The sequence below is a fragment of the Rhodopseudomonas infernalis genome (assembly GCF_022271405.1).
In the GTDB taxonomy this organism is placed as follows: domain Bacteria; phylum Pseudomonadota; class Alphaproteobacteria; order Rhizobiales; family Xanthobacteraceae; genus Rhodopseudomonas; species Rhodopseudomonas infernalis.
On sequence record NZ_JAJNAL010000044.1, the window covers coordinates 1 to 26,095 of the forward strand.

Here is a 26,095-nt window from a genome sequence, read left to right on the forward strand (position 1 = left end):
GATGGAGCGAAGCGTAATCCGGGGAGCGTTGTCGATGCCGTCCCGGATTTCGCTTCGCTTCATCCGGGCTACTGACGGAGTCAGTGCTCGCGTCGCCCTCACCCCAGCCCTCTCCCGCAGGCGGGAGAGGGAGCGCGCTGCGGTCCAGCCCGCAGCGGGCTGTTACCGCTGCTGACTGCGCGCCATTGCGGTCAGGCGGCCCATGTTCTTGAGCAGGATGCGGCCGCGGTGGAGGTCGAGGATGTCGTCTTTGCGCCAGGTCTGCAGTTGGCGGTTGACGCTCTCGCGCGCGGCGCCGACGAAGACGCCGAGTTGCTCCTGCGAGATATGCACCTCGGCGCCGAAATCGGCGGCGAGCGCGCACAGCCGCCGTGCCAGCCGCACCGGCAGCGGCTGCAGTACCGACTCGTCCATGCGCTCGCTCATCCAGCGAATCCGCTGGCACAGCAGCCCGATGAGTTTCACCGCCAGCTTCGGTTCACGCTCGAGATGGCCGAGCAGATCATCACGCCGCAGCATGAAGACTTCGCTGGGCTCGCCCGCAGTCGCGTCGGTGGTGCGGCGGTGACCGTCGAGCACGGCGACTTCGCCGAACAGATCGCCTGGCCCCAGGAAATTCAGGGTGAGCCGGCTGCCGTCAGCCGCGACTGTCTCGATCCGGATCTGACCACGGCGAACGCCGAACAGCGCGTCGCCGTCGTCGCCCTTCCGGAACAGTACTTCGCCGGCCTCCATCTGCCGCTTATCGCCGAGCGCCGCGATCTGCTGCAGCTCATCGGCGCCCATTTCTGCGAACAACGGATTGACCTTCAGCATCACCGCGAATTCAGCCTGATTACTCATCGCGATGGTTGCCCCGCCCCCGTTGACCTTGCAACGATTAGCCGCGCGAAACCGGCAATGGTTCAAAGTAAAATGTGGGGTCGGTTGCAGACTTTCCGCCAATGTCGGCGCTATCCTGCAGCCCGCGCGCGGTCCGATGCCGTGATGCGGCCCAAGAGATCGGCCACACACGGCGCGATGCACAGCCCGCGGTCACACTGCGCTGGGATAGCAAGATGAGTAAGTCCAGAATTGTCGGCATCGTTGTCGTCGGCCTCGTTGCCGCGGTGGCGCTGCTGCTCACTGTCGGCATTCCGTCAGGTGCAATCTCGTCGGCGATCGAAACGCGTATCGCCCGCGCGACCGGCTACTCGGTCGCGGTGACCGGGACCAGCAAGATCGGTCTGTTTCCCGGCTTCAATCTGACCCTGAACGACGTGACCCTGACCGATCCGAACGAACCGACGCCGGGTCATCGCATCCGGATCGGCAGTGTCCGTGCCGAGGCGTCGCTCAGCAGCCTGCTGGCCGGTACGCCGCGGGTGACGGAGCTGACGCTGACGCGACCCGAGATTCAGATTCCGCTGATCCGCGATCGCAAGCGGGTCGTCAACAAGCCGGCTGCCGATGAGCCCGGAACAAAGCCGGACACCGTGATCGATCACGTCACCATCAAAGACGGCACCGTCATCATGGCGAACGCGGCCGATGGCGTGGAAGACCGCATCGACGGCATCAACGCCGCCATCGCGATCGATGCCGAGCGCAGCGTCGCCGCGACCGGCGCAGCGCGGCTCGGCGGCGGGCCGGCGACGTTCCAAATCAAAGCCGCCCCGGCGGGAGACGCCCAGCCGGTGCCGGTGGAGCTGACCTTCGCGGCGCCCGATCTGCTGAGCGGCGCCATCGCCGCCAAGGCCGAAGTCCGGCTGCGCGGCACGCTGCTGCAGATCAACGGCCTGTCGGGCACGCTCGGCGACGGCGCATTCAACGGCTGGGCCTCGGTCGATCTCGCCGGCAAGCCGCGGCTCAAGCTCGATCTCGATTTTCAGCGTATCGCGCTCGGCGATGCCGGCAGCGCGCCGACTCCGGCAGGCGCGCCGTGGAGCGATACAAAATTCGATCTCACCGGCCTCAACTACCTGGACGCCCAGATCCGACTTTCGGCGGCCGAACTTCGTCTCGGCGCCGGGCAGCTTGCGCCGGCGTCGATCGACGCAAAGCTGTCGAGCGGCGTGCTGACGGCCCAGTTCGCACAGCTCGGCGTTTATGGCGGCGAGGCTTCGGGTCAGTTCGCGATCGACGCGGCGCAACGCACGCCGTCGCTGACCTTTCGGGCCGACATCAAGGACGTCCGCGCCCGGCCGCTGCTCGCTGGGCTCGCGGACTTCGATCGGATCGACGGCACGTTGCGCTCCGAACTGGTGCTGCGCGCCGATGGCGACAGTGCGCGCGCGATGATGTCGACGCTCGCCGGCAGCGCGGTCGTGAAGCTGCGTGACGGCGAGGTCCGAGGCGTCAATATCGCCCAGATGATCCGAGCACTGACGACCTCGACATTGACGGGCTGGCAGGACCGCAGCACCGAGGCCACCGACCTCACCGAGCTCAACGCATCGTTTCGGATCGCCCAGGGCAAGGCAGAGACGGCCGACCTCGCGCTGGCCGGACCGCTGGTGCGGATGACCGGCCTCGGCACGATCGATCTGGGCGCCAAGGCGCTGGCGCTGAAGGTCGAACCGAAGCTCGTCCTGACAACGCAGGGACAGAGCGCCGTGCCAGGCAGCGCAGCCGCCGAGCCGGTCGGCCTCGGCATTCCGGTGGTGATCGAAGGGCCGTGGGCATCGCCGCGGATCTATCCCGACACTGCCGGTATCCTCGACAATCCCGACGCCGCTTATGCGCGGCTGCATCAGATGGGCAAAGGCCTGTTCGGCGCGCTCGGCGGCGGCACCGATGGCGCCGACAATTCTCTCGGCGGCGCACTGGGCGAAAGCATCGGAAAGCTGATTCAGCAAGGCCTGCAGAATGGCAACGCCAAGCCGCAGCAACCATCGCCTGGCTCGCCTCCACCTCCCCCCGCCGCCGCTGATCCGACCATCAATGCGATCATGAAACAGCTGTTCGGCCGCTGACGCCGACGGCATGCTCGCCCCCATCGATCGGGAATCTGTCGAATCGGCGAACCAGGGCGAGTGCTGCGGACACCAATCCGAACCCGGGCGCCTTGGCCTACCGGAGCGGCTCGACTAAACTCGTGACCGGCAGCTGGAGCGTTTCGACTTGAGGGAAGCCACCATGACGACGACGATGGCCAACAGCTCCCGCCTTGGCCTGCTCGCCGCGAGCGCCCTTGTGTTCGCTGCGCTGTCCGCGCAAGCCCCTGCTCGGGCCGCGGACGAAGCCGATGCTGACGCGCTCAAAGGCCAGGCCGTCACTGTGCTGAAGGCCACCAAGGCCTGCTTCCCGGCGATCGTCGATGTCTCCGGCTTCCTGATCCCGCGCGACGAGATCTCGGTTCGGCCCGACCGGCCCGGCGCCAAGGTGACCGAGGTGCTGGTCGAGCCCGGCGAAACCGTGACGCAGGGGCAGCCGCTGGCGCGGCTCGCGGCCGACGGCGCCGCCGCTACCGTGCTGGCGCCCGTTGCGGGCCTGGTTTCCAGTTCGACCGCAGTGATCGGAGCGCCGGCCTCGCCCAAGGGCGAAGCGCTGTTCAGCATCATCTCCCGCAATGAATTCGATCTGGTCGGGCAGGCCCCGACCAGCAACCTGCCGCAACTCGCGGTCAACCAGCCCGCCACGGTGAAGATCGTCGGCTCGCCCGACGAAATCGAGGGCCGGGTCCGCCGCGTTTCGGCGACCGTCGAGCCGAACAGCCAGCTCGCCAACGTGTTCGTCGGCATCAGCTCGACCAAGCGGCTGCTGGCGAACGCCTCCGGCCGGGCGATGATCAAGACCGGCGAAAGCTGCGGGATCTCGGTGCCGCTGACGGCCGTGCTGTACAGCTCCGCCGGCACCGTCGTTCAGGTCGTGCGGCGTCAGACCATCGAGACCAAGCGCGTCGAGGTCGGGCTGATGAACGGCGGCAATATCGAAATTCGCGAGGGCCTGCAGGACGGCGACGTCATCGTTGCCAGGGCCGGCGCGCTGCTGCGCGAGGGCGACACTGTGCGGCCGGTGGTCGCCACCGCAGAGCCGGCGGCGGAGTAAGCGATCGGTCGCGATACGTCGGATCAATTATCCGCGGGCATCGTGCAAGGTGGCGTGGAGCGACGCGAAGCTCACACGTTCTTAGCGGCTCATCCGGCTCGCGTGGGCACGGCGCTACGCGCCTTTGCCAGCCCTACAACTTATCCGATCCAGCAGGAAGGGCTGGGTGAAGCAAAGCCCGTCAAAAGCAGCCGTACTTCTACCTGCTTATTCATACGATGAGTCATAGTACCTGCGTATCATACGATGTCGCTTGTTAATGCTACGATCAGCGATCGAACCTATTCATCGTCGATCGCTTCAATCGACCGAGAACAACTCCATGCGACTGACCGTGACACGCGCCGTCCTCCTGTTCGGATTGATCATCGGCTCTGGACTGATCGCGACCTTCGGCGCCAGTCAATATGGCCTGTCGCAGCTCAAGGTCGGCGGCCCGCTGTACGATCAGCTCAAGCTTGGTAACGACCTCGTGGCCGACATCCTTCCGCCGCCGGCTTACGTCATCGAGGCCTATCTCGAAGCCACCATGGCGGTGCAGGATCCCGGGGCGGCTGCCCTGCACCATGAGCGCCTGAAACAGCTGAAGAAGGACTACGACAATCGCCAGGCCTTCTGGCGCAGCGCGCCGCTCGATCCGGTCATCAAGGCGCGACTGATCGAGGACTCCGATCGCGAGGTCAAGCAATTCTGGGAGGTGGTCGAAACCGGGCTGTTCCCCGCGCTCGAGGCCAAGGATCCGGACGCGGCGATGCTGGCCTACGGTCAGCTGACGGCGCTCTACACCGCGCATCGCGCGATCATCGACGACATCGTCACACGTACCACCGAGCTCAACGCCGCCACCGAAGCAGCCACCGCGGTCCGCGTCGCGGATCTCAACGCCCTGCTATGGGGCGTGTCGGGCGCTGTCTTCGTACTGTTCGTCGTCGGCCTGGCCGCCATCCTCAGAGGCGTGATCGCGCCGATGACGCGGATGACGGAGGTGATGCGGCGGCTTGCCGAAGGCGACCGGTCGATCGCAATCCCTGCCATTACGCGCCGCGACGAAGTCGGCGCGATGGCGCGGGCCATCCAGGTCTTCAAGGACAATGCACTACGTGTCGAGGCGATGGAGTCCGAGAAGGACGTCCGCTCGCGGGCCGAGGCCGAGCGCCGCGACGAGATCCACAAGATCGCCGACGACCTCGACCTCGCCATCGGCCGGATCGTCCAGACCGTGACGTCGACTTCCGCCGAGATGGAGTCCGCGGCGAGCAAGCTGGCCGGCGCCGCGAACTCCACCCAGCAACTCGTCGGCAACGTGGCGGCGACGTCGCAGCAATCCTGTGCCAGCGCCCAATCGGCCGCTCAGGCCTGCAACGAGGTGGCGACCTCGGCGTCACAGATCGGCAGCCAGATGCGGCAATCGCAGGATATCTCGCGCGCCGCGGTGCGCCAGGCGCAGGAGACCAACGCCAGGATTTCCGAACTATCGAACGCGGCCAATCGTATCGGCGACGTCGTCAATCTGATCAATGCGGTGGCGTCGCAGACCAACCTGTTGGCGCTCAACGCCACCATCGAGGCGGCACGCGCCGGCGAAGCGGGGCGCGGCTTCGCCGTCGTCGCCTCCGAGGTCAAGGCGCTGGCGTCGCAGACCGCCAAGGCTACCGAGGAGATCACCGGACAGATCGCCCAGATGAAAGCCGCCACCGATCAGTCGGTATCGGCGATCGAGGCCATCGGCGCGACCATCCAGCAGATTGCGGAGATCTCCGATCAGATCTCGGCCGCGGTCGATCAACAGGGGACGGCGATGCGCGAGATCGCCGGCGGCATGCGGCAATCGGCCGACGGCGCCAGCGAAGTCTCCGGCACCATCGTAACGGTGCGCGAAGGCGCCGAGCACACCGGCGCGGCATCGGCGCACGTCTATGAGCTCGCCGCTTCGCTGCTCAGCGAAAGCCGCCACCTCAGGACCGAGGTCGACCGCTTCTCCGCCGCGGTGCGGGCCGCGTAGTTGCATGATCCCGTCGGGTGATTGACGCAGGGTGGCGCTGAGCGCAGCGAAGCCCACGCGCTCCAGCCGCGGCGGCTATGACGCGTGGGCACGGCGCTGCGCGCCTTTGCCCACCCTAGGCTCAGTAACTACGCGCTCCGCGCCAGCGCGCCGTCGATCATCGCCACGGCGTTGGCGAGGCCATAAACCGCCACGAACGAGCCGAAGCGCGGGCCCTTCTCCTGGCCGAGCAGCACCTGGTACAGCATGTTGAACCAGTCGAGCGACACGCCCGGCTTGCCGTCCTTGGCGGCCTTCTTGTGATCGAGGAACGGCTCGCGGCGGCCGATCTCGTAGACGACGTCCTGGATCGCCTCGGCGGTGGCGTCGGCCGGCAGTTGCGACAGCGCATCGCGCAGGTCCTGCAGCGCCGCGCGCTCGGCGTCGGTCGGATCGCGGAACACCTTGGTGGGCGCGACGAAGTCACGATAGTAATTGATTGCGTAGCCGACCATGGCGTCGAGCTTGGGATGCGACTGCGGCGTCACGCCCGGCCGATAGCGCCCGATGAAGCCCCACAGCGTCTCGGCATTCTCGGCGTTGGACGACGACACCAGCGTCAGCAGCAGCTGGAACGTCACCGGCATGTCCGACTTCGGCGGATTGCCGGCGTGAATGTGCCAGACCGGATTGGCGAGCTGCTGCTTGGCGTCCTGCCGGCTGAAGCCGTCGAGGAACTGCTGATAATCGTCGACGTTGCGCGGGATGACGTCGAAATACAGGCGCTTGGCCGCCTTCGGCTCGCGATACATGAACAGCGACAGCGATTCCGGCGAGGCGTAGCGCAGCCATTCGTCGATGGTCAGGCCGTTGCCCTTCGACTTGGAGATCTTCTGGCCCTTGTCGTCGAGGAACAGCTCGTAGTTGAAGCCTTCCGGCGGGGTGCCGCCGATCGCCTGGCAGATCTTGCCGGACAGCTTCACCGAGTCGATCAGATCCTTGCCGGCCATCTCGTAGTCGACGCCGAGCGCGGTCCAGCGCATCGCCCAGTCCGGCTTCCACTGCAGCTTGCAGTGCCCGCCGGTGACCGGGACGGTGACGCGCTCGTTCGTTTCGGGATCGTCGTACGACACCGTGCCGGCCTGGACGTCGTGCTCGGCGATCGGCACCTGCAGCACCACGCCGGTGCGCGGGCAAATGGGGAGGAACGGCGAGTAGCTCGCGGCGCGCTCTTCGCGCAGCGACGGCAGCATGATGGCCATCACCTTGTCGAGCCGCTCCAGCACCTTGAGCAGCGTCGCATCGAACCGGCCACCCTTGTAGTAATCGGTCGCCGAGGCGAATTCGTAGTCGAAGCCGAAATGATCCAGAAACGCGCGCAGCCGCGCGTTGTTGTGGGCGCCGAACGACTCATGGGTGCCGAACGGGTCCGGCACGCTGGTCAGCGACTTGCCGAGATTCTGCTCGAGCAGCTCCTTGTTGGGCACGTTGTCCGGCACCTTGCGCAGGCCGTCCATGTCGTCCGAGAAGGCGAGCAGCTTGGTCTTGATCTTGTCGTCGGTGAGGACGCGGAAGGCATGGCGCACCATCGAGGTGCGGGCGACCTCGCCGAAGGTGCCGATATGCGGCAGGCCGGACGGACCATAGCCGGTCTCGAACAGCACCTCGTCCTTGGGCTGCTTCTTGAGCCGGTTCACCAGCGCGCGCGCCTGCTCGAACGGCCAGGCGTTGGATTGTTCGGCGAGCGTGCGCAGGTCGGCCGCGCTGGGCAGATCGGTCGTGGTCATCAACGTCTCCAACCGCCGGCAGGCGGCTCCTTCAAGTCAAAACGTGGCTCGGCTCAAAACGGGCTGACGGAAAAATAGCGCAGCCACAGGTCGGTATAGCGCCCCTTGTCCCAGAGGCGAAACAGCGCCCAGTTCAGCGACTGGCGCAGCAGGTCGTTGCCCTTGCGCACCGCGATGCCGACGCCCTCGCCGAAATAGCGGCTCTCGGTGAACGGACCGCCCGAGAAGGCGCAGCAATTCTCCGAATCGGTGCCGTTGATCCAGAACGCCAGCGAGATCGCATCGCCGAAGATGAAGTCGACCTCGCCGCGCTTCAGCGCCGCGCGCAGCGCTTCGTCGTTTGGATAGGAATGCAGCTCCGCGTCGGTGAACATCGCCTTGAGGTAGGCCTCGTGCGCGGAGCCGGCGATCGCCCCGACCTTCTTGCCCTCGAGATATTCCGGACGGATCTCCGGCATCACGGCGTCCTTGCGGGCAACGAAGCGGCCGGGCGCGCGGTAATACGGATCGGTGAAGTCGACCTTGGCGCGGGTCTGCGGCGTCACCGCCAGCGACGCGATGATGGCGTCGCCGCGGTTGCCGGCGAGCGCATCGAGCAGCGTCTCGAAGCGGCGCATCTGCACCGTGCAGGTGACCTTGATCTCCTCGCACAGCGCCCGCGCCAGATCGACATTGAAGCCGGCCGGATTGCCGTCGGGGCCGGTGAAATTGAACGGCGGATAGTCGGTCTCGGTCAGGAAGCGGATCACCGTGAGGCGCGACAGGTCCGGCCGCTCCGGCCGGCGCCGCGGATCCCAGAAGCCCGGCACCGCATGCGCGGTCGCGGCCGCCACCGCCTTGGCTTCCGCATCGGGCTCGGCCGCGCGTGCGCCTGTGCTCAGAACGAGGCTCGGCGTCAGCAGCACGCCGGCGACCGCGGCGGCGATCAGCGCCGCGCGCCAGCCGGCCGATCGGCCGCTAAACATTTTCTCGATCCAGGGCTGCATCATAAGGGTCCGCACCGGCCGGTCTTATAGACCATCCGCCGCGCGACGCGAGCGTTTTGGCCCGGCGAGAGGCCGGTTAGGCGGTTAGGCCGCCTCGAACTGCAGCTTCGCCAGCCGGGCGTAGAGGCCACCGCGGGCCACCAACTGGGCGTGGGTGCCCTGCTCGACGATACGGCCGTGTTCCATCACCAGGATGCGGTCGCAGGACAGCACGGTGGCGAGGCGGTGGGCGATCACCAGGGTGGTGCGGTCGCGCATCAGGCCCTGCAGCGCGGTCTGCACCAGCGTCTCGCTTTCGGCGTCGAGCGACGAGGTCGCCTCGTCGAGCAGCAGTAGCGGCGCGTCGCGCAGGATGGCGCGGGCGATCGCGATGCGCTGGCGCTGGCCGCCCGACAGCATGACGCCGCGCTCGCCGAGCCTGGTGTCGAAGCCGTCCGGGAGGCGCTGGATGAATTCGGTAGCGTGGGCTTGCTGGGCGGCACGCTCGACTTCGGCGTCACTGGCCTCGTCGCGGCCGAACCGGATGTTGTCGCGGGCCGAGGCGGCGAACACCACCGAGTCCTGCGGCACCAGCGCCATGCGCTCGCGCACCGCCTGCGGATCGGCTTCGGTGATCGGCACGCCGTCGAGCGAAATCTTGCCGGCGACCGGGTCGTAGAACCGCAGCAGCAGATGGAACAGCGTGCTCTTGCCTGCCCCCGAGGGGCCGACGATGGCCACCTTCTCGCCGGCCTTGATCGACAGCGACAGACCGTTCACAGCGAGATAATCGGGCCGGGTCGGATAGGCGAAGCTGACATTGTCGAACGCCACGTCGCCGCGCACCGGCACCGGCAGCGCCCGGGGCTTGGCAGGCGCGGCGATCTGCGGCTTGACCCGCAGAATCTCGAACAGCCGCTCGGCGGCGCCCGAGGCCGCCGAGACTTCGCCCCAGACTTCGCTGAGCTGGCCGAGGCTGGAAGCCGCAAACGCCGCGTACAGGATGAACTGGCCGAGCCGGCCGGGGGTGATCGCACCGGAGGCGACGTCGTGCGAGCCGACCCACAGGATCGCCACCACGCTGGCGAACACGATGAAGATGATGATGGCGGTCAGGATCGCCCGCGCCTGGGTGGAGCCGCGCGCCGCCTCGTAGGACTGCTCGACCTCGACGCCGAACCGCGCATTGGCGAGTTTCTCATTGGTGTAGGCCTGCACCGTACGCATCGACCCGACCAGTTCGGAGGCGAAGGCGCTGGCGTCCGCGAGCGTATCCTGCGCATTGCGCGACAGCCGCCGCACCCAGCGGCCGAACGCCACCAGCGGGATCACGATCAGCGGAATCGCCGCCAGCACGAAGCCGGACAGCCGCGGACTGGAAATCACCATCATGGTGATAGCGCCGGCGAACAGCAGGATATTGCGCAGCGCGATCGACACCGAGGCGCCGACCGCGGATTTGATCTGCGTGGTATCGGCCGTCAACCGAGAGATCAGTTCGCCGCTGCGCGCGGTGTCGAAGAACGCCGGCGAAAGCGCCGTCAGATGCCGGAAGACGTCGCGACGAACATCGGCGACGATCCGTTCGCCGATCGTCATCACCAGATAGTAGCGCGCCGCGCTGGCGATCGCGAGCACTCCGACGACGCCGAGCATCACCGAGAAGTAGCTGTTGATCAGCTCGATACCTTCCTGGCTGAAGCCGAAGTCGATCAGCCGGCGCACCGCCAGCGGCACCACCAGCGTGGTCACCGCCGCGACGATCAATGCCGCCAACGCCAGCAGCGCGCGGATGCGGTAGCGCGCCACATAGGGCGCGAGTGCCAACAGCGGCCGCAGACGGCTGCGCTTGGCGACCGCCTCGACGTCCTCGACCTGGCTGACATCCGCATCGGCACGGAGCGTGCCGGTGCGCGGCCCCACATTCTCGGTCGCCGCGATCGCATCCAGCGACAAGGCGATCGGAGAGGCCTGGGGTTCAGAAGTCTGCCGTTTGCTAGCTGTCGTCATCAGAACTGCCGCGTTATTCTAGAGGCCTTCCAGTCACACATAGGCAGCAACGGTGGCCACTGGCAAATCCGGTACATTGCGGTATCCGGATGACGGAATGCGCCGATACCTTGTCTTAGCGGCGCCGCTGCGATATAGAGCGCGCCAATTCGCCCCGAAATCATCGATGACTGTGGCGCCGGCGCGCGCAAGGATAGCCCATGAAGACCGAAATTCACCCGGATTATCATCAAATTACGGTCGTGATGACCGATGGCACCGAATATCAGACGCGTTCGACCTGGGGCAAGGAAGGCGACAAGCTGAACCTCGACATCGACCCCAGGTCGCATCCGGCCTGGACCGGCGGCACCCAGCAGGTGCTGGATCGCGGCGGCCGCGTGTCGCGCTTCCAGAAGAAGTTCTCGGGCTTCCTCAAGAAAGATTGATGGTTCGACGGCGCTCTCGCGCCACGAACAAAACGCCCCGCGGGTTCCGCGGGGCGTTTTCGTTTGGTCCGGGGCGTCTTCGTTCGGGCAAGATCAGCCTACCGGGCGAGTTCAGCGCTCGAACGCCGCCTTCAGCATGTTGAGCTGCGGCACCAGCGGGTTGCCGATCGGCGCCCGTTCGGATGGCGGCGGCAGGTGCATCGAGGCGTCCAACCGGCGGATTCGGGCCTGCAGGCTCATCGACCGAGCAATCAGGGACTGCAACTGTTCCGGCAGCCGCTCCAGCGTGTCGGACGCGCCTGGATCGGAGGCCGACAACTTGACCTTGGATTTTTCCCGGTTGGCCTGGATCAGCGTCATTTCGCCCTCCTTCACCGCGCGGTGCAGCAGCAGCCAGGACGCCAGCTGCATCAGCCGCGTCGTCAGGCGCATGCTCTCGGTGGCGTAGGTCAGGCTGACAGAGCGCTCGAGAGCCTTCGCCTCGGCACGGCCGTCGCCGTCCAGATAGGCCGCGGTCTCTTCGACCAGGTCCATTCCCTCGCGAAACAACGCGCTGAACGCGGCCGAATTGGTCAGCCGTTCGCTCAGCACGACGAGCGGGGCTTCGCTTTGCGAAACTTCCGACATGGTTAACGCCTCACGCTATTGATTAGGCGTCGGCTTCTGCGCGCCGACTTATGCTAAACAAATCATTGCGCGCGCGACGCCGGGAGTCCAGCACGCGCGCTTGCAACGGTTAACGCAGCGTGGGCGCGAAGGATCACCACGCGCCATGACCAAACTGTGACGCGGTGAATAAAGCGCAAAAAAAGAGCCGCCGTTTCCGGCGGCTTTAAAGTTGATAACAGGGAGGCGTCAAAACAGAGTGGACAGGAGCCACTCGGTCCAAAGATGGACAATGAAAGTAATACGCCAGAAAGCTTAATCGCCCGTAAATGAGCGATCCGCTTAACGATCTGTTTGCCATAGCGCTGTGCCGTACCGCTCCCGACGAGCTAACAGCGCGCGTCGCGATCAGGCTTTGAAAAACCTGTCGGCGGCTTCGCGGGTCGCGCGCTTCATCGTCATCGCGGCGTCGAGCCGGCCGATCTCTTCCTTGAGCAGCGCGATGCGATGGCCGAGTTCTTCGACCGACAGCAGCGACAGATCCTGCCCGATCTCGTGACTGATTTTGACCCTCGGCTTGTCGTCGTCCTCGATCGCCATCGTGTCCTCCGCCGTTCGTGATCCGGTCCGGTTGCCAGCAGGGCCTTCGCTGTCTAATCAGGCTGTCTCATCGCATGACACCCGCCCACTCCGCCAGCCAAGGACAAATCATGGAACCGGTCCCTTCGCAAATGACCGTGATCGGAATCAGCAAACCGGGCGGACCGGAAGTGCTGCTGCCCGAGACCCGGGATGTCCCCAAGCCCGGCCCGGGTGAAATCCTGGTCAAGGTCGCGGCTGCCGGCGTCAATCGTCCCGATGTGGCACAGCGCTCGGGCAGCTATCCGCCGCCGCCCGGCGCCAGCGACCTGCCCGGCCTGGAGATTTCCGGCGAGGTGGTGGCGCTCGGCGACGGCGCGACCCGGCACAAGCTCGGCGACAAGGTGATGTCGCTGGTCGCGGGCGGCGGCTATGCCGAGTACTGCATCGCCCAGGATGCCCAGGCCATCACGGTGCCCGCCGGATTTTCGATGATCGAAGCCGGCGCGACGCCCGAGACGCTGATGACGGTGTGGCACAACGTGTTCGAGCGCGGCGGGCTGCAGCCGGGCGAAACCCTGCTGGTGCACGGCGGCTCGTCCGGCATCGGCACGATGGCGATCCAGCTCGCGGTCGCGCTCGGCTCCAAGGTGATCACCACCGTGGGTTCACAGGACAAGGCCGACGCCTGCCTCAAGCTCGGCGCCGTCCGCGCCATCAACTACAAGACCGAGGACTTCGTCGCCGCGACCAAGGAAGTCACCGGCGGCAAGGGCGTCGAAGTGATCCTCGACATGGTCGGCGGCGATTATATCGAGCGCAACTACGAGGCGGCGGCGATGGACGGCCGCATCGTGCAGATCGCGTTTCTCGGCGGCGCCAAGACCACCGTCAACTTCACCAAGCTGATGATCAAGCGCCTGCACCACACCGGCTCGACGCTGCGCCCGCGCAGCAACGCCGACAAAGCCGCGATGGTGGCGGCGATCGAGGCCAAGGTCATGCCATTGTTGGCGCAGGGCAAAATCAAGCCGCTGATCGACGGCAGCTTTGCGTTGAAAGACGCCGCCGAGGCCCACCGGCGGATGGAGACCAGCCAACATATTGGCAAAATTGTGTTGACGGTCTAAATCGGCCACCGGTTGTTGCGGCTATGTTTTCTCCGTCTTTCATGTCATTTATCCGTCTCGGAGACGCGCGGGGGCCGCGCTTCCAGATCGGTGCGAACGCGGAGAACTGACTTGCGTCTGATCAGATGCCTTGCGCTTCTGGCGCTGGGCTTGATGCTGATTGCGGGTGCACCGCAGGCTTTTGCGCTCGACGCCGTCAGCGTCCGCAGCGACGCGCCGGCCATCGACCTCACCGGCGTGCTCGATCACCAGCGTAGCGACACCGACCGCATCCAGGTTTCGACCGCCCCCGGCAACGACGGCATCGTCCGCCGCATCGAGGTGCGCGCGCGCGAGGGCGGCCAGAACTGGGTGGTGTTCGCGCTCGCCAACAACACCGACGATCAGCTCGACCGCCTGATCGTGGCGCCGCATTATCGCATGGTGTCGTCCGGACTGTTCTGGCCGGATCTCGGCCTTTCGCGCATCGCAACCATCACGCCGTCGACCGGCGACCGCCCGGAGCGGCAGGACTCGACCACCGCCGACATCTTCCGCGTCACGCTCGATCCCGGCTCGGTGATCACCTTCGTGGCCGAACTGCGCACCGACAAGCTGCCGCAGCTGTATCTGTGGGAGCCCGAGGCCTACAAGGACAAGGTCAACTCGTTCACACTGTACCAGGGCATCGTGATCGGCATCTCGGGCCTGCTGGCGCTGGTGCTGACCATTTTGTTCGTCGTCAAGGGCAGCATCATGTTCCCCGCGGCGGCGGCGCTGGCGTGGGCGGTGCTGGTCTATATCGGCATCGACTTCGGATTCTGGAGCAAGGTGTTCGACATGTCGGCCGGCGCCGAGCGGATCTGGCGCGCGTCCGGCGAAGCGATCCTGGCGGCGACGCTGCTCGTCTTCCTGTTCGCCTATCTCAATCTCAGCCGCTGGCACGTACGCTACTCGCACATCACGCTCGGCTGGCTCGCCTTCCTCGGCTCATTGGTGGCGCTGGCGCTGTTCGATCCCGCGGTCGCGTCCGGCATCGCCCGCATGTCGCTGGTGCTGATCGCCTTCGCGGGCTTCGCGCTGATCGTCTATCTGTCGACCCACGGCTTCGACCGCGCGGTGCTGCTGATCCCGACCTGGTTCCTGCTGGTGATCTGGGTCATCGCCTCCGGCATGACTGTCGCCGGCTCGGTCACCAACGACATCGTCGGCCCTGCTCTGCTCGGCGGCCTGGTGCTGATCGTGATGCTGATCGGTTTCACCGTGATGCAGCACGCCTTCGCCGGCTCCGGCGCGACCGGCGGGGTCGTGTCCGACGTCGAACGCCGAGCTTTGGCGCTGATCGGCTCCGGCGATCTGATCTGGGATTGGGACGTCTCCGCCGACAAGGTGTTCACCAGCCCCGAGACGGAAGCGCTGCTCGGCCTGAAGCGCGGGGCGCTCGAAGGCTCGGCCGCGACCTGGCTTGAAGTGCTGCATCCGCTCGATCAGGATCGTTTCCGCGCCGCGCTCGATAGCGTGCTCGACCAGCGCCGCGGCCGGCTGACCCAGCATTTCCGGCTGCGCACACCCGACGGTCACTTCATGTGGTTCGCCCTCAAGGCGCGACCGGTGGTCGGCAATGACGGCGAAGTCACGCGCGTGGTCGGAACGCTGACCGACGTCACCGAGAGCAAGAACGCCGAAGAGCGGATGCTGCACGACTCGGTGCACGACAACCTCACCGGCCTGCCCAACCGCAAGCTGTTCATGGACCGGCTCGGCGCCGTGGCGAATTTCGCCAAGACGATGCCGAACCTGCGCCCCACCCTGATGGTGATCGACATCGATCGCTTCAAGCAGGTCAACGACTCGGTCGGGATCGCCGTCGGCGACTCGATCCTGCTGACGCTGGCACGCCGCCTCACCCGCATCCTGAAGTCGCAAGATACGCTCGCGCGGATCGCTGGCGATCAGTTCGGCCTGATCCTGCTGTCCGAGCAGGATCCCTCCAAAATCACCGCCTTCGCCGAAACCATCCGCAAGACCATCAAGGCGCCGATTGCCTTCAACGACCGCGAGATCTTCCTCACCGCCTCGATCGGCCTCGCGCTGTCCGACCCGCAGACCCAGCTGTCCGACGAGATCATCAAGGACGCCGAGCTGGCGATGTATCATTCGAAGCGGATCGGCGGCGACCGCATCGACGTCTACAAGCCGGCGATGCGGGCGCGGAAGTCGGATCGCCTGACGCTGGAATCCGAGCTGCGCCGCGCTATCGAGCGCAAGGAAATCGCCATTCTGTATCAGCCGATCGTGCGGCTCGAGGACCGCTCGGTCGCCGGCTTCGAAGCGCTGGCGCGCTGGGATCACCCCAAGCTCGGCCGGATGTCGCCGGTGGAGTTCATTTCGATCGCCGAAGAGATCGGCCTGATCATCGAGCTCGGCACCTTCGTGATGGACGAGACCGCCAAGCAGCTCGCGATCTGGCAGCGTGCGATGCGCTCGCGCGAACCGATCTTCGCCAGCGTCAACGTCTCGTCGCGGCAACTCTTGCGCCACGACCTGATCCACGACGTTCGCACCGTGCTGTCGCGCTCCTCGGTGGCGCGCGGCACGCTGAAGCTCGAACTCACCGAGTCGCTGGTGATGGAGAATCCCGAGCACGCCGCGCAGATGCTGCAGCGGATCCGCGAGCTCGGCTGCGGCCTGTCGCTCGACGATTTCGGCACCGGCCATTCGTCGCTGAGCTACCTGCAGCGGTTCCCGTTCGACACCATCAAGATCGACCAGTCGTTCGTGCGCACCACCAGCCGCGGCACCCGCCCGGTGATCCTGAAGTCGATCATCTCGCTGGCGCACGATCTCGGCATGGATGTCGTCGCCGAAGGCGCCGAGACGGATTCGGATGCGGTGGAGCTGTATCAGCTCGGCTGCGAATACGCCCAGGGCTTCGCCTTCGGCGAACCGATGGACGCCGAAGCCGCGATGCGGCTGCTGACCGAAGAACGGCTGGAAGCGGCAAGCTGATCGCGGCGCGGCTCATTGCCGGCGCGCGTTAATACCAAGTCGTCATTGCCGGGCTTGACCCGCCTGCAGGGCCGAAGCCCCTTCGGCGCGGCGAAGGCCCGGCAATCCATCGTTCGTCGCAACAAGCATTTTTCGAAGAAGATGGATGCGCGGGTCAAGCCCGCGCATGACGGCAGGGCCGTGGAATACGGATTCGTAGGGTGGGCAAAGGCGCGTAGCGCCGTGCCCACGCGGATGCGGTGCGGTGAGCGTGCGGGGGCGCGCCCGACGAATACACGCGACGTGCGGGGATGGTGGGCACGCTTCGCTTTGCCCACCCTACGGAGCTACGAAGCCCGCTACGAGCCTACGACGCTAACTACGCGTGGCCTGCTTCCGCCGACAGCATCCCCGGCTCGATGCCGAGTTTGTTCAAGGCGCGATCGTATTTTTCGTCGATGTCGTCACCGAACACCAGATCGGCATCGGCGTCGCAATGCAGCCAGCCATTGTCCTGGATCTCGGTCTCGAGCTGGCCGGGCGCCCAGCCCGCATAGCCGAGCGCAAGGATCGCGCGCTTGGGGCCGGAGCCGCTGGCGATCGCCTTCAGGATGTCGACGGTCGCTGTCAGAGAAATGCCGTCATCGATCGGCAGAGTCGCGTCCTTGATGAAGAAATCGCTGGAGTGCAGCACGAAGCCGCGGCCGGTCTCGACCGGTCCGCCGCGCAGCACCTTCATCGACTCGGCATGATCCGGAAGCTTGATCTGTTCCGGCTTCTCGACGATGTCGAGCTGCACCAGCAGTTCGGGGAAATCGATGCTGCCGGCTGGACGATTGACGATGATGCCCATGGCGCCTTCCGATGAATGCGCGCAGATATAGATCACCGAACGCGCGAAGCGTTCATCCTCCATAACCGGCATCGCGATCAGCAACTGGCCGTCGAGATAGCTCCCCTGCTCGGTCGGCCGGGCTTCGCCGGATTTGAGCCTTTTGGACTTGGTCGCCATCAGGGGATCCTCGCGTTGCAGCATTATCCTGATATTGGGTGCCAATCCTGTCAATCAACCAGTCGCTGCGGAGTGCCGATCGAATCACGGCCAATTCAGTGGTTATCCTCGGTCTCCGTGCGTAAATACGTCACATGATCACAATCGTTCCTGCTCGGTCGGCGCTGCTCGCCGCAGTGCTCGCGGTGTTTGCGGTCGGCACGGCGCGCGCCGACGACTCCTCGCCTTGGGTCAGTGACAGCCACTCCGCAGTGCGGCTGCTGGCCGGATCGCGCAGCGGTGCGGTGCTGCTCGGTGGTATCGCTTTCCAACTGCAGCCCGGCTGGAAAACCTACTGGCGTTCGCCCGGAGATTCCGGTGTGCCGCCGCGGTTCGACTTCGCCAAATCCGACAACGTCGAGGCGGTGACGATCCTGTGGCCGGCCCCGACCGCATTTCCGGACGGCGCCGGCGGAATATCGCTCGGCTACAAATCGAATGTCGTGCTGCCGCTGCGCATTGTGGCGAAGAACGCCGACAAGCCGGTGACGCTGCGCGCCGAGATCAGCTACGCGGTGTGCGAAAAATTGTGCGTGCCGGTGGAAGCCTCGCCGGAGCTGACTTTCACCAGCGTCGCCAGCACGCAGGACAGCGCGCTCGCAGCCGCTATCGATACCGTTCCGGTCCCCGCGAATGTCGGCGATCCGAATCCGATCACGATCCGCGACGTGGTGATGCGCGGCGACACCGAGGTGTGGGTCGACGTCGTGGCGCCGCCGGCCAGCCAGGTCAGTCTGTTCGTCGAAGGCCCGACGCCCGACTGGGCGCTGCCGATTCCGAAGCGAGCCCCCAATGCCCCGGAAGGCGTGCAACGCTTCACCTTCGCGCTCGAGGGCCTGCCTCCCGGCGCGCACGCCGAAGGCGCGGCCTTGAGATTCACGCTGGTCGGCCCCGACAAATCCTACGAGTTCAACGTCAACCTGAACTGAGCGCGGTCAGCGGGGCGGCCGGCGCTTTGCCAGCCGCTCCGCCAGGAACGTCGCCAGCGCCTCGACCCGCGCCGGGCGTGGGCCGCCGGGCGGCATCACCAGATGCACCGAGCCTTCGCGCTGGTGCCAGCCTTCCAGGATCACCTCGACCTGACCGGCGGCGATCGCATCGCCGACAATAAATTCCGGCAGATCGGCGATGCCGAGGCCGGCGATCACCGCGGGCAGCAGCGCCTCGCCATTGTTGACGCGCAGCGGACCTGACGGGCGCACCGCCGCTTGCTCGCCCTGCGCATTGGTGTAGTGCCAGGCATTGGGCGTCGACAGATAGGCGTAGCCGAGGCAGCGATGGTCGGCGAGCTGCATCGGATGCGTCGGCTGCCCATAGCGCGCTAGATAGGACGCGGCCGCGACCGTGTAGCGCGGCATCGCACACAGCCGCCGCGCCACCAGCGAGGAATCCGGCAGCGACGCGATGCGCACGCCGGCATCGAATCCCTCGCCGATCAGATCGACCATCTGGTCCGACAGATGCAGGTCGACCGAGACTTCCGGATAGGCGGTGAGGAAATCCGGCAGCAGCGGCGCCACCACGTTGACGCCGAACGTCATCGGCACGGCGAGCCGCACCAGGCCGCGCGGCGCCGCTGATTGCGCCAGCGCCTCGGTCTCGGCTGCCTCGCCATCCGCCAGCAGCTGCGCGGCGCGCTCGGCGAGCCGGTGGCCGGCGTCGGTCAGCGCCAGCCGCCGCGAGGTACGGTTGAACAGCCGCGCGCCGAGCCGGGCCTCCAGCCGTGTCACCGCCTTGGAGACAGTTGCCTTGGACAGCGCGAGCTCCGCGGCAGCGGCCGCAAACGACCGCAGCTCCACCACCTTGGCGAAGATCGCCAGCGCTTCGAAGTCCGGCAATTTGGTCATCGGCGTCGCCTGGATCAGTTCAATTTCGGAAACAATGAGTTTCAATCATTTCTATTTCTGGAATTCAAGACAGAGCTTATCCAGACACCAATCACTTCACCGGCGCCGCAGGCGGCGCCAAACCAGGGAGAATTCCCATGATTGAACTTCGTCCCTTCACCAAGCTCGGCGGCGCCGATCACGGCTGGCTCAAGGCCAAGCATCACTTCTCGTTCGCCAGCTATTACGACCCGAACAACATGGGCCACGGCGCCCTGCGGGTCTGGAACGACGACGAGATCGCACCGAACACCGGCTTCCCGCCGCATCCGCATCGCGACATGGAGATCATCACCTATGTGCGCGACGGCGCCATCACCCACGAGGACTCGCTCGGCAACAAGGGCCGCACCGAGGCCGGCGACGTTCAGGTGATGAGCGCGGGTTCGGGCGTGCGTCACTCGGAATACAATCTGGAGCCGGAGACCACCCGGATCTTCCAGATCTGGATCGAGCCGACGCAAGCCGGCGGCCAGCCGACCTGGGGCTCCAAGCCGTTCCCGAAGTCGGACCGCTCGGGCAAGCTCGTCACCATCGCGTCCGGCGTCAAGGGCGACACCGACGCGCTGCCGATCCGCGCCGATGCGAGGGTGCTCGCTACCACGCTGAAGGCGGGCGAGAGCGCCGAGTATGACGTCGGCAAGTCCCGGCACCTCTATCTGGTGCCCGCGGTCGGCAGCGTCGAAGTCAACGGCGTCAAGGTCGACGCCCGCGACGGCGCCGCGATCCGCGACGAGGCCAAGGTGACCATCACGGCACTCGAAGACGCCGAGGTGGTGCTGGTCGACGCGGCGTAACGCTGCAGCGGCAAACTCAATGCGGCGTCGCGCGTTGGCACGGCGCCGCATCACTCCCCTCACGTCATGCGCGGGCTTGACCCGCGCATCCATCTCGCTTCGGAAGATTCGTCGCGAACAGGATGGATGGCCGGGCCTTCGCCGCGCCGAAGGGGCTTCGGCCCCGCAGGCGGGTCAAGCCCGGCCATGACGGCTTACTAACAACGCTACTCCCCACCCACACCAACCAAACGGAGACTACCATGGCGAAGGTTCTGGTTCTTTACTACTCGGCTTACGGCCACATCGAGACGATGGCGAATGCGGTCGCCGAAGGGGCGCGCGAGGCCGGCGCTCAGGTCGATATCAAGCGCGTGCCCGAGCTGGTGCCGCCCGACGTCGCCAAGGCCTCGCACTACAAGCTCGATCAGGCCGCCCCGGTCGCGACCATCGACGACCTCGCCAATTACGACGCGATCATCGTCGGCACCGGCACCCGGTTCGGCCGGATGGCTTCGCAGATGGCCAACTTCCTCGACCAGGCCGGCGGCCTGTGGGCGAAGGGCGCGCTGAACGGCAAGGTCGGCGGCGCCTTCACCTCGACCGCGACCCAGCATGGCGGCCAGGAAACGACGCTGTTCTCGATCATCACCAACCTGCTGCATTTCGGCATGGTGGTGGTCGGCCTCAACTACGGCTTCGGCGAGCAGATGCGGCTCGACGAGGTGACCGGCGGCGCGCCCTATGGCGCCACCACCATCGCCGGCGGCGACGGCTCGCGGCAGCCCAGCGCCACCGAACTCGCCGGCGCGAAGTATCAGGGCAAGGCGGTCGCCGAGACCGCGATCAAGCTGCACGGCTGATCCAGAGGCCGGCCGCGCGGCGTTCGCGCCGCGCGGTTTTGGCTGCCCGGAGACTGATTAATGCAGATGCATCTATCCTGCATGGCTGGTGTCCGGCCGCGGCTCTACTCGCGCCGGGCGCGGCGCTCTATCTCCACAACGCCCGCCGGAGACCGCCCTATGCTCGAAATGTATTTCATGCTGCAGCTCGCCCGCAGCCCGCTGCAAGTCATGGCCAAGCGGCTGATGTGTAAGAGCCTCAGCGTCGCCACCCATGGACGGCGGCAGTGCCGCAGCTGCACCGGCGCTACGCCGCCCGACGCGGACTGAAGCGCCAGGTGGCAAGCAGAATGCCGAGCGTGAACGCCGCAGACACCAGCGCGAACCGCGGTTCGGTGAGCACCAGGATCGCCGTTGCGGCCCAGCCGATCGACGAGAACGCCTCCGCGAAGGTCGCCAGCCGCGACGAGGTCTGACGGCGCCGGAATTGGCTGCGCCGCCCTTGAACCCGGAACCAGAGCTGGATCGCCGTCGCCGACGCCGCCGCCAGCCCACATCCAACCGCTGTCACCAGCGCCAGCAGCGGCGACAGCACCGCCAGCGGCAACAACAGCGGCGCCACCACGATCCCGATTCCCATCAGCACGACTTCGATACGCGCGCGCGTCACCGCGGAGCGCTGCAGCGGCGCGGTCTCGATCAGGTCCGGTGCGTCTTCGCCCGAGATCGTCAGCCATGCCAGTCCGCCGGCAAGCTGGCCGGCCGCCATCACCACCACCGGCGCGACCAGCACGACCGCGGTCGAGCTGTCCGAAAAGCTGCGCCACAATAGCAGCGCCGGCGGCACCAGATAGAGCAGCTGCATCAGCGACTGCGACACCAGCCACGGGTCGCGCCGCAGCAACATGAATTCCTTCCAACGCAGCGCCTGTTGGCGTGAGCCGCGGCGAAATCGCGGTGCGGTACGGTGCTGCACCGTCGTGGCGCTCGCCCCTGCGGCCGCAATCACCACGGTGCCGAGCCGCGGCGTCACCAGGATCATCACCAGCCCGAGCAGCATCAGGCTGGCGCCGAGCAGCGCCGTTAGTACCAACGTGTCGCCGAGCACGGCGCGCGCCGGCCACCACAACACACTGGCAGGCTCCGGCGCCCACGCCGCGGCAACACCCGAGGTCAGCACCGAAAAGCGCGACAGCGTCCCGGTCGACAGAATCGCCGCGACCTGCAGGCCGATGACGAAGCCGGCGCCGATCACCACCGAGACGATCTGCGCGGCAAGCCGCGTCCGCTTCGGTCCGATCAGGTTGAACAGCGCCAGCGCGACCGCGATCGCCACCGCCGACGCCGAGATCCCGATCGCGGCAACCACGCCGTAGGCCGTCAGCCAATGCGCGCCACCGCCGAGCGCCAGCACGTCGATCACCGGCGCGGCGAACAGCAGCGCCATTGCGGTGACGGTCAGCGCGATCGCCGCCATCCGCACCGAGAACACCCGCGCCAGCGGCACCGGCGACGACATGATCAGATCGAGATCGGCGCGGCTGTAGAACACCCGTGTCACCGATTCGATCGCCTGCGACAGCATCAGCAGCCAGCTCAGCGCCAGCGTCGCGGTAATCACCAGCAGGCTGGTCGTGTCCGCGTCCGAGGTGAGGCCCGCGTAGCGGCCGACCAGACCCCAGGCCGGCAGATGCAGCAGCGCCGCAACGACGATCAGCGCCAGCACGACATTGCGGACGCGGCCGCGGCGGCCGGCCATCAGCATGCCGAGAAAGTCGCGCCAGGCGAGGCGCAGATCGTGCCGCGCGAAACTCGCGAGCGTCGCCGTGCTCATATCGGCACGGCCTCGCCGCCGACCAGCTCGACGAACATGTCCTCGAGGCTCGAGTCGCCGCGACCGATCCGGCTGCGCAAGTCGTCGAGCGTCCCCTCGGCGACCAGCCGGCCGGCGACGATCACGCCGATCCGGTCCGCCATCCGTTCGGCCACCTCGAGGATGTGGGTGGTCATGATCACGGTGCAGCCGGCCTGCACCCGGACCTGCAAGATCTCCTTCACGCGGCGGGCCGACACCGCGTCGAGGCCGGTGAGCGGCTCGTCGAGGATGATCAGCCGCGGCTCGTGCACCAACGCGCCGGCCAGCGCCACTTTCTGCCGCATGCCCTTGGAGAAGCCCTCGCAGCGTTGATGCTGATGCTCGGTCAGGTCGAGCTGCTCCAGCAGCCGGACCGCCGCAGCTTCGGCGGGCCCCGGATCGCAGCCCCACAGCCCGGCGACGAAGGCCAGATATTCGAGCGGCGTCAGCTTGTCGTAGATCATCGGCTCGTCCGACACCCAGGCGGTGACCTGCTTGGCGGCGATCGGATCGGCCAAAGCGTCGATGCCGAGGACGCGGATCGATCCGGCATCCGGCTGCAGCAGCCCGGCGACCATCCGCAGCGTCGTGGTCTTGCCGGCGCCGTTGGGGCCCAGCAACGCGTAGAACTCGCCACGGCGAATGGTGAGATCGAGCCCATCCACCGCCGGGCGATCGTAGCGTTTGGCGAGGCCCCGCAGTTCCAGCGCGAACCCGGTCGATCCGGTCATATGGTCCCTTGGAGCATGGCTGAGCGACAACGGCTCGCAGCATGAGGGCGAGAAGTTTCGCCGCGATGAATCCGGATGCCGAAACGACGACGGCCTCCCGTTTCGGGGAGGCCGCCGCGCGCATCGATGGTTAGCAGGCCGTTAGCAGCCGGGGCGCACCGCTCACATCAGCTTGTCGAGCGTCAGCGGCAGATCGCGGATGCGCTTGCCGGTGGCGTTGAACACCGCATTGGCGACCGCGGCTCCGACGCCGGTGATGCCGATCTCGCCGATGCCGCGGGCGCCCATCGGGGCGCGCGGATCGGGTATGTCGGTCCAGATCACGTCGATCTCCGGCACGTCGAGATGCACCGGGACGTGATACTCGGCGAGGCTGGGGTTCATGATCCGGCCATTGCGCTCGTCGAACTGCGTCTCCTCCATCAGCGCCAGGCCGAGGCCCATGATGATGCCGCCGCGGAACTGGCTCGCCGCGGTCTTCGGATTGAGGATGCGGCCGCAATCGTAGGAGCCGAGGAAGCGGCGGACCCGCGTTTCGCCGGTGACGCTGTTGACGCCGATCTCGCAGAACAACGCGCCGAACGAATGCATCGACCAGTGCATCGTCTCGAGCGGCGCCGAGGCGCTGCCTTCGGCCACGATTTGATCGCGGCCCGAGCGAGTCAGAATCGACACGTAGCTCTCGTGGCGCGACGAATCGTCGAGCTTGGCGAGGCCGCCGTTCAGCGTGCCGACTTCGCTGGCGCTCAGTCCCGCCAGCGGCGAGTCATTGCCGGCGAGCTTGAGCAGTTCGGCGATCAGTACGTGGTGCGCGGCGATCACCGAGGCGCCGATCGACGCGGTCTGCTGCGAGCCGCCGGCGAGCACGACGCCGGGGAACATCGAGTCGCCGTACGCGAACGTCACCTGATCACGCGACAGGCCGAGCCGTTCGGCGACCACCTGAGTGTGTGCGGTCGCGGTGCCCATCCCCATTTCATGCGCTGCGATCTCGACCCTGACGCTGCCGTCGCGCGTCAAGGTGATCCGCGCCGCGCCGCCCGGCATGCGGTGATACGGATAGGTCGCGGTGGCGCAGCCCATGCCGACCAGCCACTCGCCGTCGCGAACACTGGCAGCGGTCGGGTTGCGCTTGGACCAGCCGAAGCGATCGGCGCCCGCGCGCCAGGCCTCGATGATATGCCGCGACGAGAACGGCGTGCCCTTCAGCGGATCTTCGTCCGGCTGGTTGAGGATGCGCAGCTCGACCGGATCGATGCCGAGCGCCACCGCCATCTCGTCGATCGCCGACTCCATCGCGAAACTGCCGACCGATTCGCCCGGCGCCCGCATGAAGGTGTTGGCCAGCATGTCGAGATTGACGGTTTCGACGTCGAGCTTGATGTTCGGCGAGCCGTAACTACTCATCGTCGGCAGGATGAACGGCTCGGGGAACGCGTTCTGGCGCGCGGTGGCGACCGTGCCGGTGTGGACCAGCGAGACGAAACGGCCATCGGGCTCGGCGCCGATCGCGAACCGCTGCTCGGTCATGGTGCGGCCGCCGATCAGCCGGTACACGCCCTCGCGCGATAGCGCGATGCGCACCGGCCGGCCGGCGAGCTTCGACGCCGCGGCGCCGAGCACCTGATGCTGCCACAGACACTTGCCGCCGAAACCGCCGCCGACGAATGGCGAGGTGACGTGGACCTGCTCCTCGGCGATGCCGAAGATCTGTCCGAGCGACCAGGCGGTGTGCTGCACCGCCTGCGAAGCGTCGTGCACGATCAGTTTGTCGCCGGCCCACGCCACCGTGGCGGCGTGCGGCTCGATCGCGTTGTGATTGTGCCGCGGCGTCGTGTAGTGGCAGTCGACCCGAACCGGCGCCTTGGCGAGCGCGGCTTCGGCGTCGCCTTTCTCGGCCTTGAGCGGCTGGCCCATGAACAGGCCGGGCTCCGTGCCTCTGGCTTTGCCCGTGCCGAAGCTGGTGACCGCCGCCGCGGCCTCGTAGGTGGCGTGGATCAGGGCGACGGCGTGGTCGGCCTGCTCCTGCGTTTCCGCGAGCACGACCGCGACAGGCTGGCCGTTCCAGTGGATGCGATCGTCCTGCATGATCGGCAGATTGTCGCCGCCGCCGGCCTTCTCGGCCGTCATGAACAGCGGCATCGGCGCCATTCGGGGCGCATTGCGGTGAGTCATCACCAGCACGACCCCGGGTGCAGCTTCGGCCGCGGCGGTGTCGAGCGTGGTGATCCGGCCTTTCGCCACGGTGCTGAACATCAGCGCGGCATACAGCATGCCGTCGAGTGCGAACTCCGCTGCGAACGGCGCCGCGCCGCGAACTTTCAGCGGACCATCGATGCGCGGGACGGAAGCGCCGATCAACCCGTGCTTGGCGCGGATCAGCGGATCGGGCTCGCCGCCCGGCATCCAGTTGTCAGGCGCCAGTGCGACGGCCTTTTCCATCACGCCCTGCACGGCGCCGCGCACGGCTTG

The 26,095-nt window shown here is 66.6% G+C and carries 21 protein-coding genes; 10 read left to right on the top strand and 11 right to left on the bottom strand.

Going from position 1 to position 26,095, the window contains the following annotated elements:
- Nucleotides 1-162 precede the first annotated feature (162 nt).
- Nucleotides 163-843 carry a Crp/Fnr family transcriptional regulator gene (locus LPW26_RS21815; RefSeq protein WP_238737759.1) on the bottom strand — a complete coding sequence of 227 codons (681 nt, stop codon included), beginning with the start codon at nt 841-843 and terminating at the stop codon, nt 163-165.
- A gap of 215 nt (nt 844-1,058) precedes the next feature.
- Between LPW26_RS21815 and LPW26_RS21820 the strand changes: the two genes are divergently transcribed.
- The 3 genes from LPW26_RS21820 (at nt 1,059) to LPW26_RS21830 (ending at nt 6,031) form a co-directional block, all read left to right on the top strand.
- A complete protein-coding gene (locus tag LPW26_RS21820; protein WP_238737760.1) occupies nt 1,059-2,954 on the top strand; it encodes an AsmA family protein in 1,896 nt (631 codons plus the stop codon).
- Nucleotides 2,955-3,117: 163 nt separating this feature from the next.
- A complete protein-coding gene (locus LPW26_RS21825; protein WP_238737762.1) occupies nt 3,118-4,029 on the top strand; it encodes an efflux RND transporter periplasmic adaptor subunit in 912 nt (303 codons plus the stop codon).
- A 322-nt stretch (nt 4,030-4,351) separates the two neighbouring features.
- Nucleotides 4,352-6,031 (top strand): methyl-accepting chemotaxis protein, encoded by a 1,680-nt coding sequence (locus LPW26_RS21830; RefSeq protein WP_238737763.1) that lies wholly within the window; start codon nt 4,352-4,354, stop codon nt 6,029-6,031.
- A gap of 128 nt (nt 6,032-6,159) precedes the next feature.
- Here the strand turns inward: LPW26_RS21830 and LPW26_RS21835 are convergent, their stop codons facing one another.
- The 3 genes from LPW26_RS21835 to LPW26_RS21845 all read right to left on the bottom strand — a co-directional run bounded on the left by LPW26_RS21835 (nt 6,160) and on the right by LPW26_RS21845 (nt 10,772).
- The gene (locus LPW26_RS21835) at nt 6,160-7,797 is read right to left on the bottom strand and encodes a lysine--tRNA ligase (RefSeq protein ID WP_238737765.1); all 1,638 of its coding nucleotides are present in this window, start codon (nt 7,795-7,797) and stop codon (nt 6,160-6,162) included.
- A gap of 53 nt (nt 7,798-7,850) precedes the next feature.
- Complete coding sequence (locus LPW26_RS21840; protein WP_406678081.1) at nt 7,851-8,783, bottom strand: transporter substrate-binding domain-containing protein; 933 nt, start codon at nt 8,781-8,783, stop codon at nt 7,851-7,853.
- Nucleotides 8,784-8,867: 84 nt separating this feature from the next.
- Nucleotides 8,868-10,772 carry an ABC transporter transmembrane domain-containing protein gene (locus LPW26_RS21845; RefSeq protein ID WP_238737767.1) on the bottom strand — a complete coding sequence of 635 codons (1,905 nt, stop codon included), beginning with the start codon at nt 10,770-10,772 and terminating at the stop codon, nt 8,868-8,870.
- 200 nt (nt 10,773-10,972) lie between these two features.
- On the opposite strand from LPW26_RS21845, the gene rpmE reads away from it, so the two are divergent.
- Nucleotides 10,973-11,200, top strand: coding sequence for a 50S ribosomal protein L31 (gene rpmE / locus LPW26_RS21850; protein WP_238737768.1), 228 nt, complete (start codon nt 10,973-10,975; stop codon nt 11,198-11,200).
- Between the two features lie 111 nt (nt 11,201-11,311).
- On the opposite strand, the gene rcdA is transcribed toward rpmE, so the two are convergent.
- Nucleotides 11,312-11,827 carry a protease adaptor protein RcdA gene (gene rcdA, locus LPW26_RS21855; RefSeq protein WP_238737769.1) on the bottom strand — a complete coding sequence of 172 codons (516 nt, stop codon included), beginning with the start codon at nt 11,825-11,827 and terminating at the stop codon, nt 11,312-11,314.
- 387 nt (nt 11,828-12,214) lie between these two features.
- Nucleotides 12,215-12,406 (bottom strand): DUF1192 domain-containing protein, encoded by a 192-nt coding sequence (locus tag LPW26_RS21860; RefSeq protein WP_238737770.1) that lies wholly within the window; start codon nt 12,404-12,406, stop codon nt 12,215-12,217.
- Between the two features lie 110 nt (nt 12,407-12,516).
- Between LPW26_RS21860 and LPW26_RS21865 the strand changes: the two genes are divergently transcribed.
- A complete protein-coding gene (locus tag LPW26_RS21865) occupies nt 12,517-13,515 on the top strand; it encodes an NAD(P)H-quinone oxidoreductase (protein WP_238737771.1) in 999 nt (332 codons plus the stop codon).
- Nucleotides 13,516-13,626: 111 nt separating this feature from the next.
- Nucleotides 13,627-16,503, top strand: a complete 2,877-nt coding sequence (locus tag LPW26_RS21870) for an EAL domain-containing protein (protein ID WP_238737774.1) — start codon at nt 13,627-13,629, stop codon at nt 16,501-16,503.
- 358 nt (nt 16,504-16,861) lie between these two features.
- On the opposite strand, the gene LPW26_RS21875 is transcribed toward LPW26_RS21870, so the two are convergent.
- A complete protein-coding gene (locus LPW26_RS21875; RefSeq protein WP_238737775.1) occupies nt 16,862-17,494 on the bottom strand; it encodes a YqgE/AlgH family protein in 633 nt (210 codons plus the stop codon).
- Nucleotides 17,495-17,628: 134 nt separating this feature from the next.
- Between LPW26_RS21875 and LPW26_RS21880 the strand changes: the two genes are divergently transcribed.
- Complete coding sequence (locus LPW26_RS21880) at nt 17,629-18,462, top strand: protein-disulfide reductase DsbD domain-containing protein (RefSeq protein WP_238737776.1); 834 nt, start codon at nt 17,629-17,631, stop codon at nt 18,460-18,462.
- A 6-nt stretch (nt 18,463-18,468) separates the two neighbouring features.
- Here LPW26_RS21880 and LPW26_RS21885 read toward each other — a convergent pair whose 3' ends face one another.
- The gene (locus tag LPW26_RS21885; RefSeq protein ID WP_238737778.1) at nt 18,469-19,380 is read right to left on the bottom strand and encodes a LysR family transcriptional regulator; all 912 of its coding nucleotides are present in this window, start codon (nt 19,378-19,380) and stop codon (nt 18,469-18,471) included.
- A 137-nt stretch (nt 19,381-19,517) separates the two neighbouring features.
- On the opposite strand from LPW26_RS21885, the gene LPW26_RS21890 reads away from it, so the two are divergent.
- From LPW26_RS21890 to LPW26_RS21900, 3 genes are all read left to right on the top strand, one after another.
- Nucleotides 19,518-20,216 carry a pirin family protein gene (locus LPW26_RS21890; RefSeq protein WP_238737779.1) on the top strand — a complete coding sequence of 233 codons (699 nt, stop codon included), beginning with the start codon at nt 19,518-19,520 and terminating at the stop codon, nt 20,214-20,216.
- A 242-nt stretch (nt 20,217-20,458) separates the two neighbouring features.
- On the top strand, nt 20,459-21,058 hold the full coding sequence (gene wrbA / locus LPW26_RS21895) for an NAD(P)H:quinone oxidoreductase (protein WP_238737780.1): 600 nt from the start codon (nt 20,459-20,461) through the stop codon (nt 21,056-21,058).
- A 159-nt stretch (nt 21,059-21,217) separates the two neighbouring features.
- Entirely contained in the window at nt 21,218-21,367 is a 150-nt protein-coding gene (locus LPW26_RS21900) for a hypothetical protein (RefSeq protein WP_238737781.1), read from the top strand.
- On the opposite strand, the gene LPW26_RS21905 is transcribed toward LPW26_RS21900, so the two are convergent.
- The 3 genes from LPW26_RS21905 to LPW26_RS21915 form a co-directional block, all read right to left on the bottom strand.
- Complete coding sequence (locus LPW26_RS21905) at nt 21,345-22,871, bottom strand: permease (protein ID WP_238737782.1); 1,527 nt, start codon at nt 22,869-22,871, stop codon at nt 21,345-21,347. The two genes, LPW26_RS21900 and LPW26_RS21905, sit on opposite strands and share 23 nt — an antisense overlap.
- Nucleotides 22,868-23,623 (bottom strand): ABC transporter ATP-binding protein, encoded by a 756-nt coding sequence (locus LPW26_RS21910; protein WP_238737783.1) that lies wholly within the window; start codon nt 23,621-23,623, stop codon nt 22,868-22,870. The genes LPW26_RS21905 and LPW26_RS21910 overlap by 4 nt, the downstream gene beginning before the upstream one ends.
- Nucleotides 23,624-23,785: 162 nt before the next feature.
- Complete coding sequence (locus LPW26_RS21915) at nt 23,786-26,065, bottom strand: xanthine dehydrogenase family protein molybdopterin-binding subunit (protein ID WP_238737804.1); 2,280 nt, start codon at nt 26,063-26,065, stop codon at nt 23,786-23,788.
- Nucleotides 26,066-26,095: the final 30 nt, after the last annotated feature.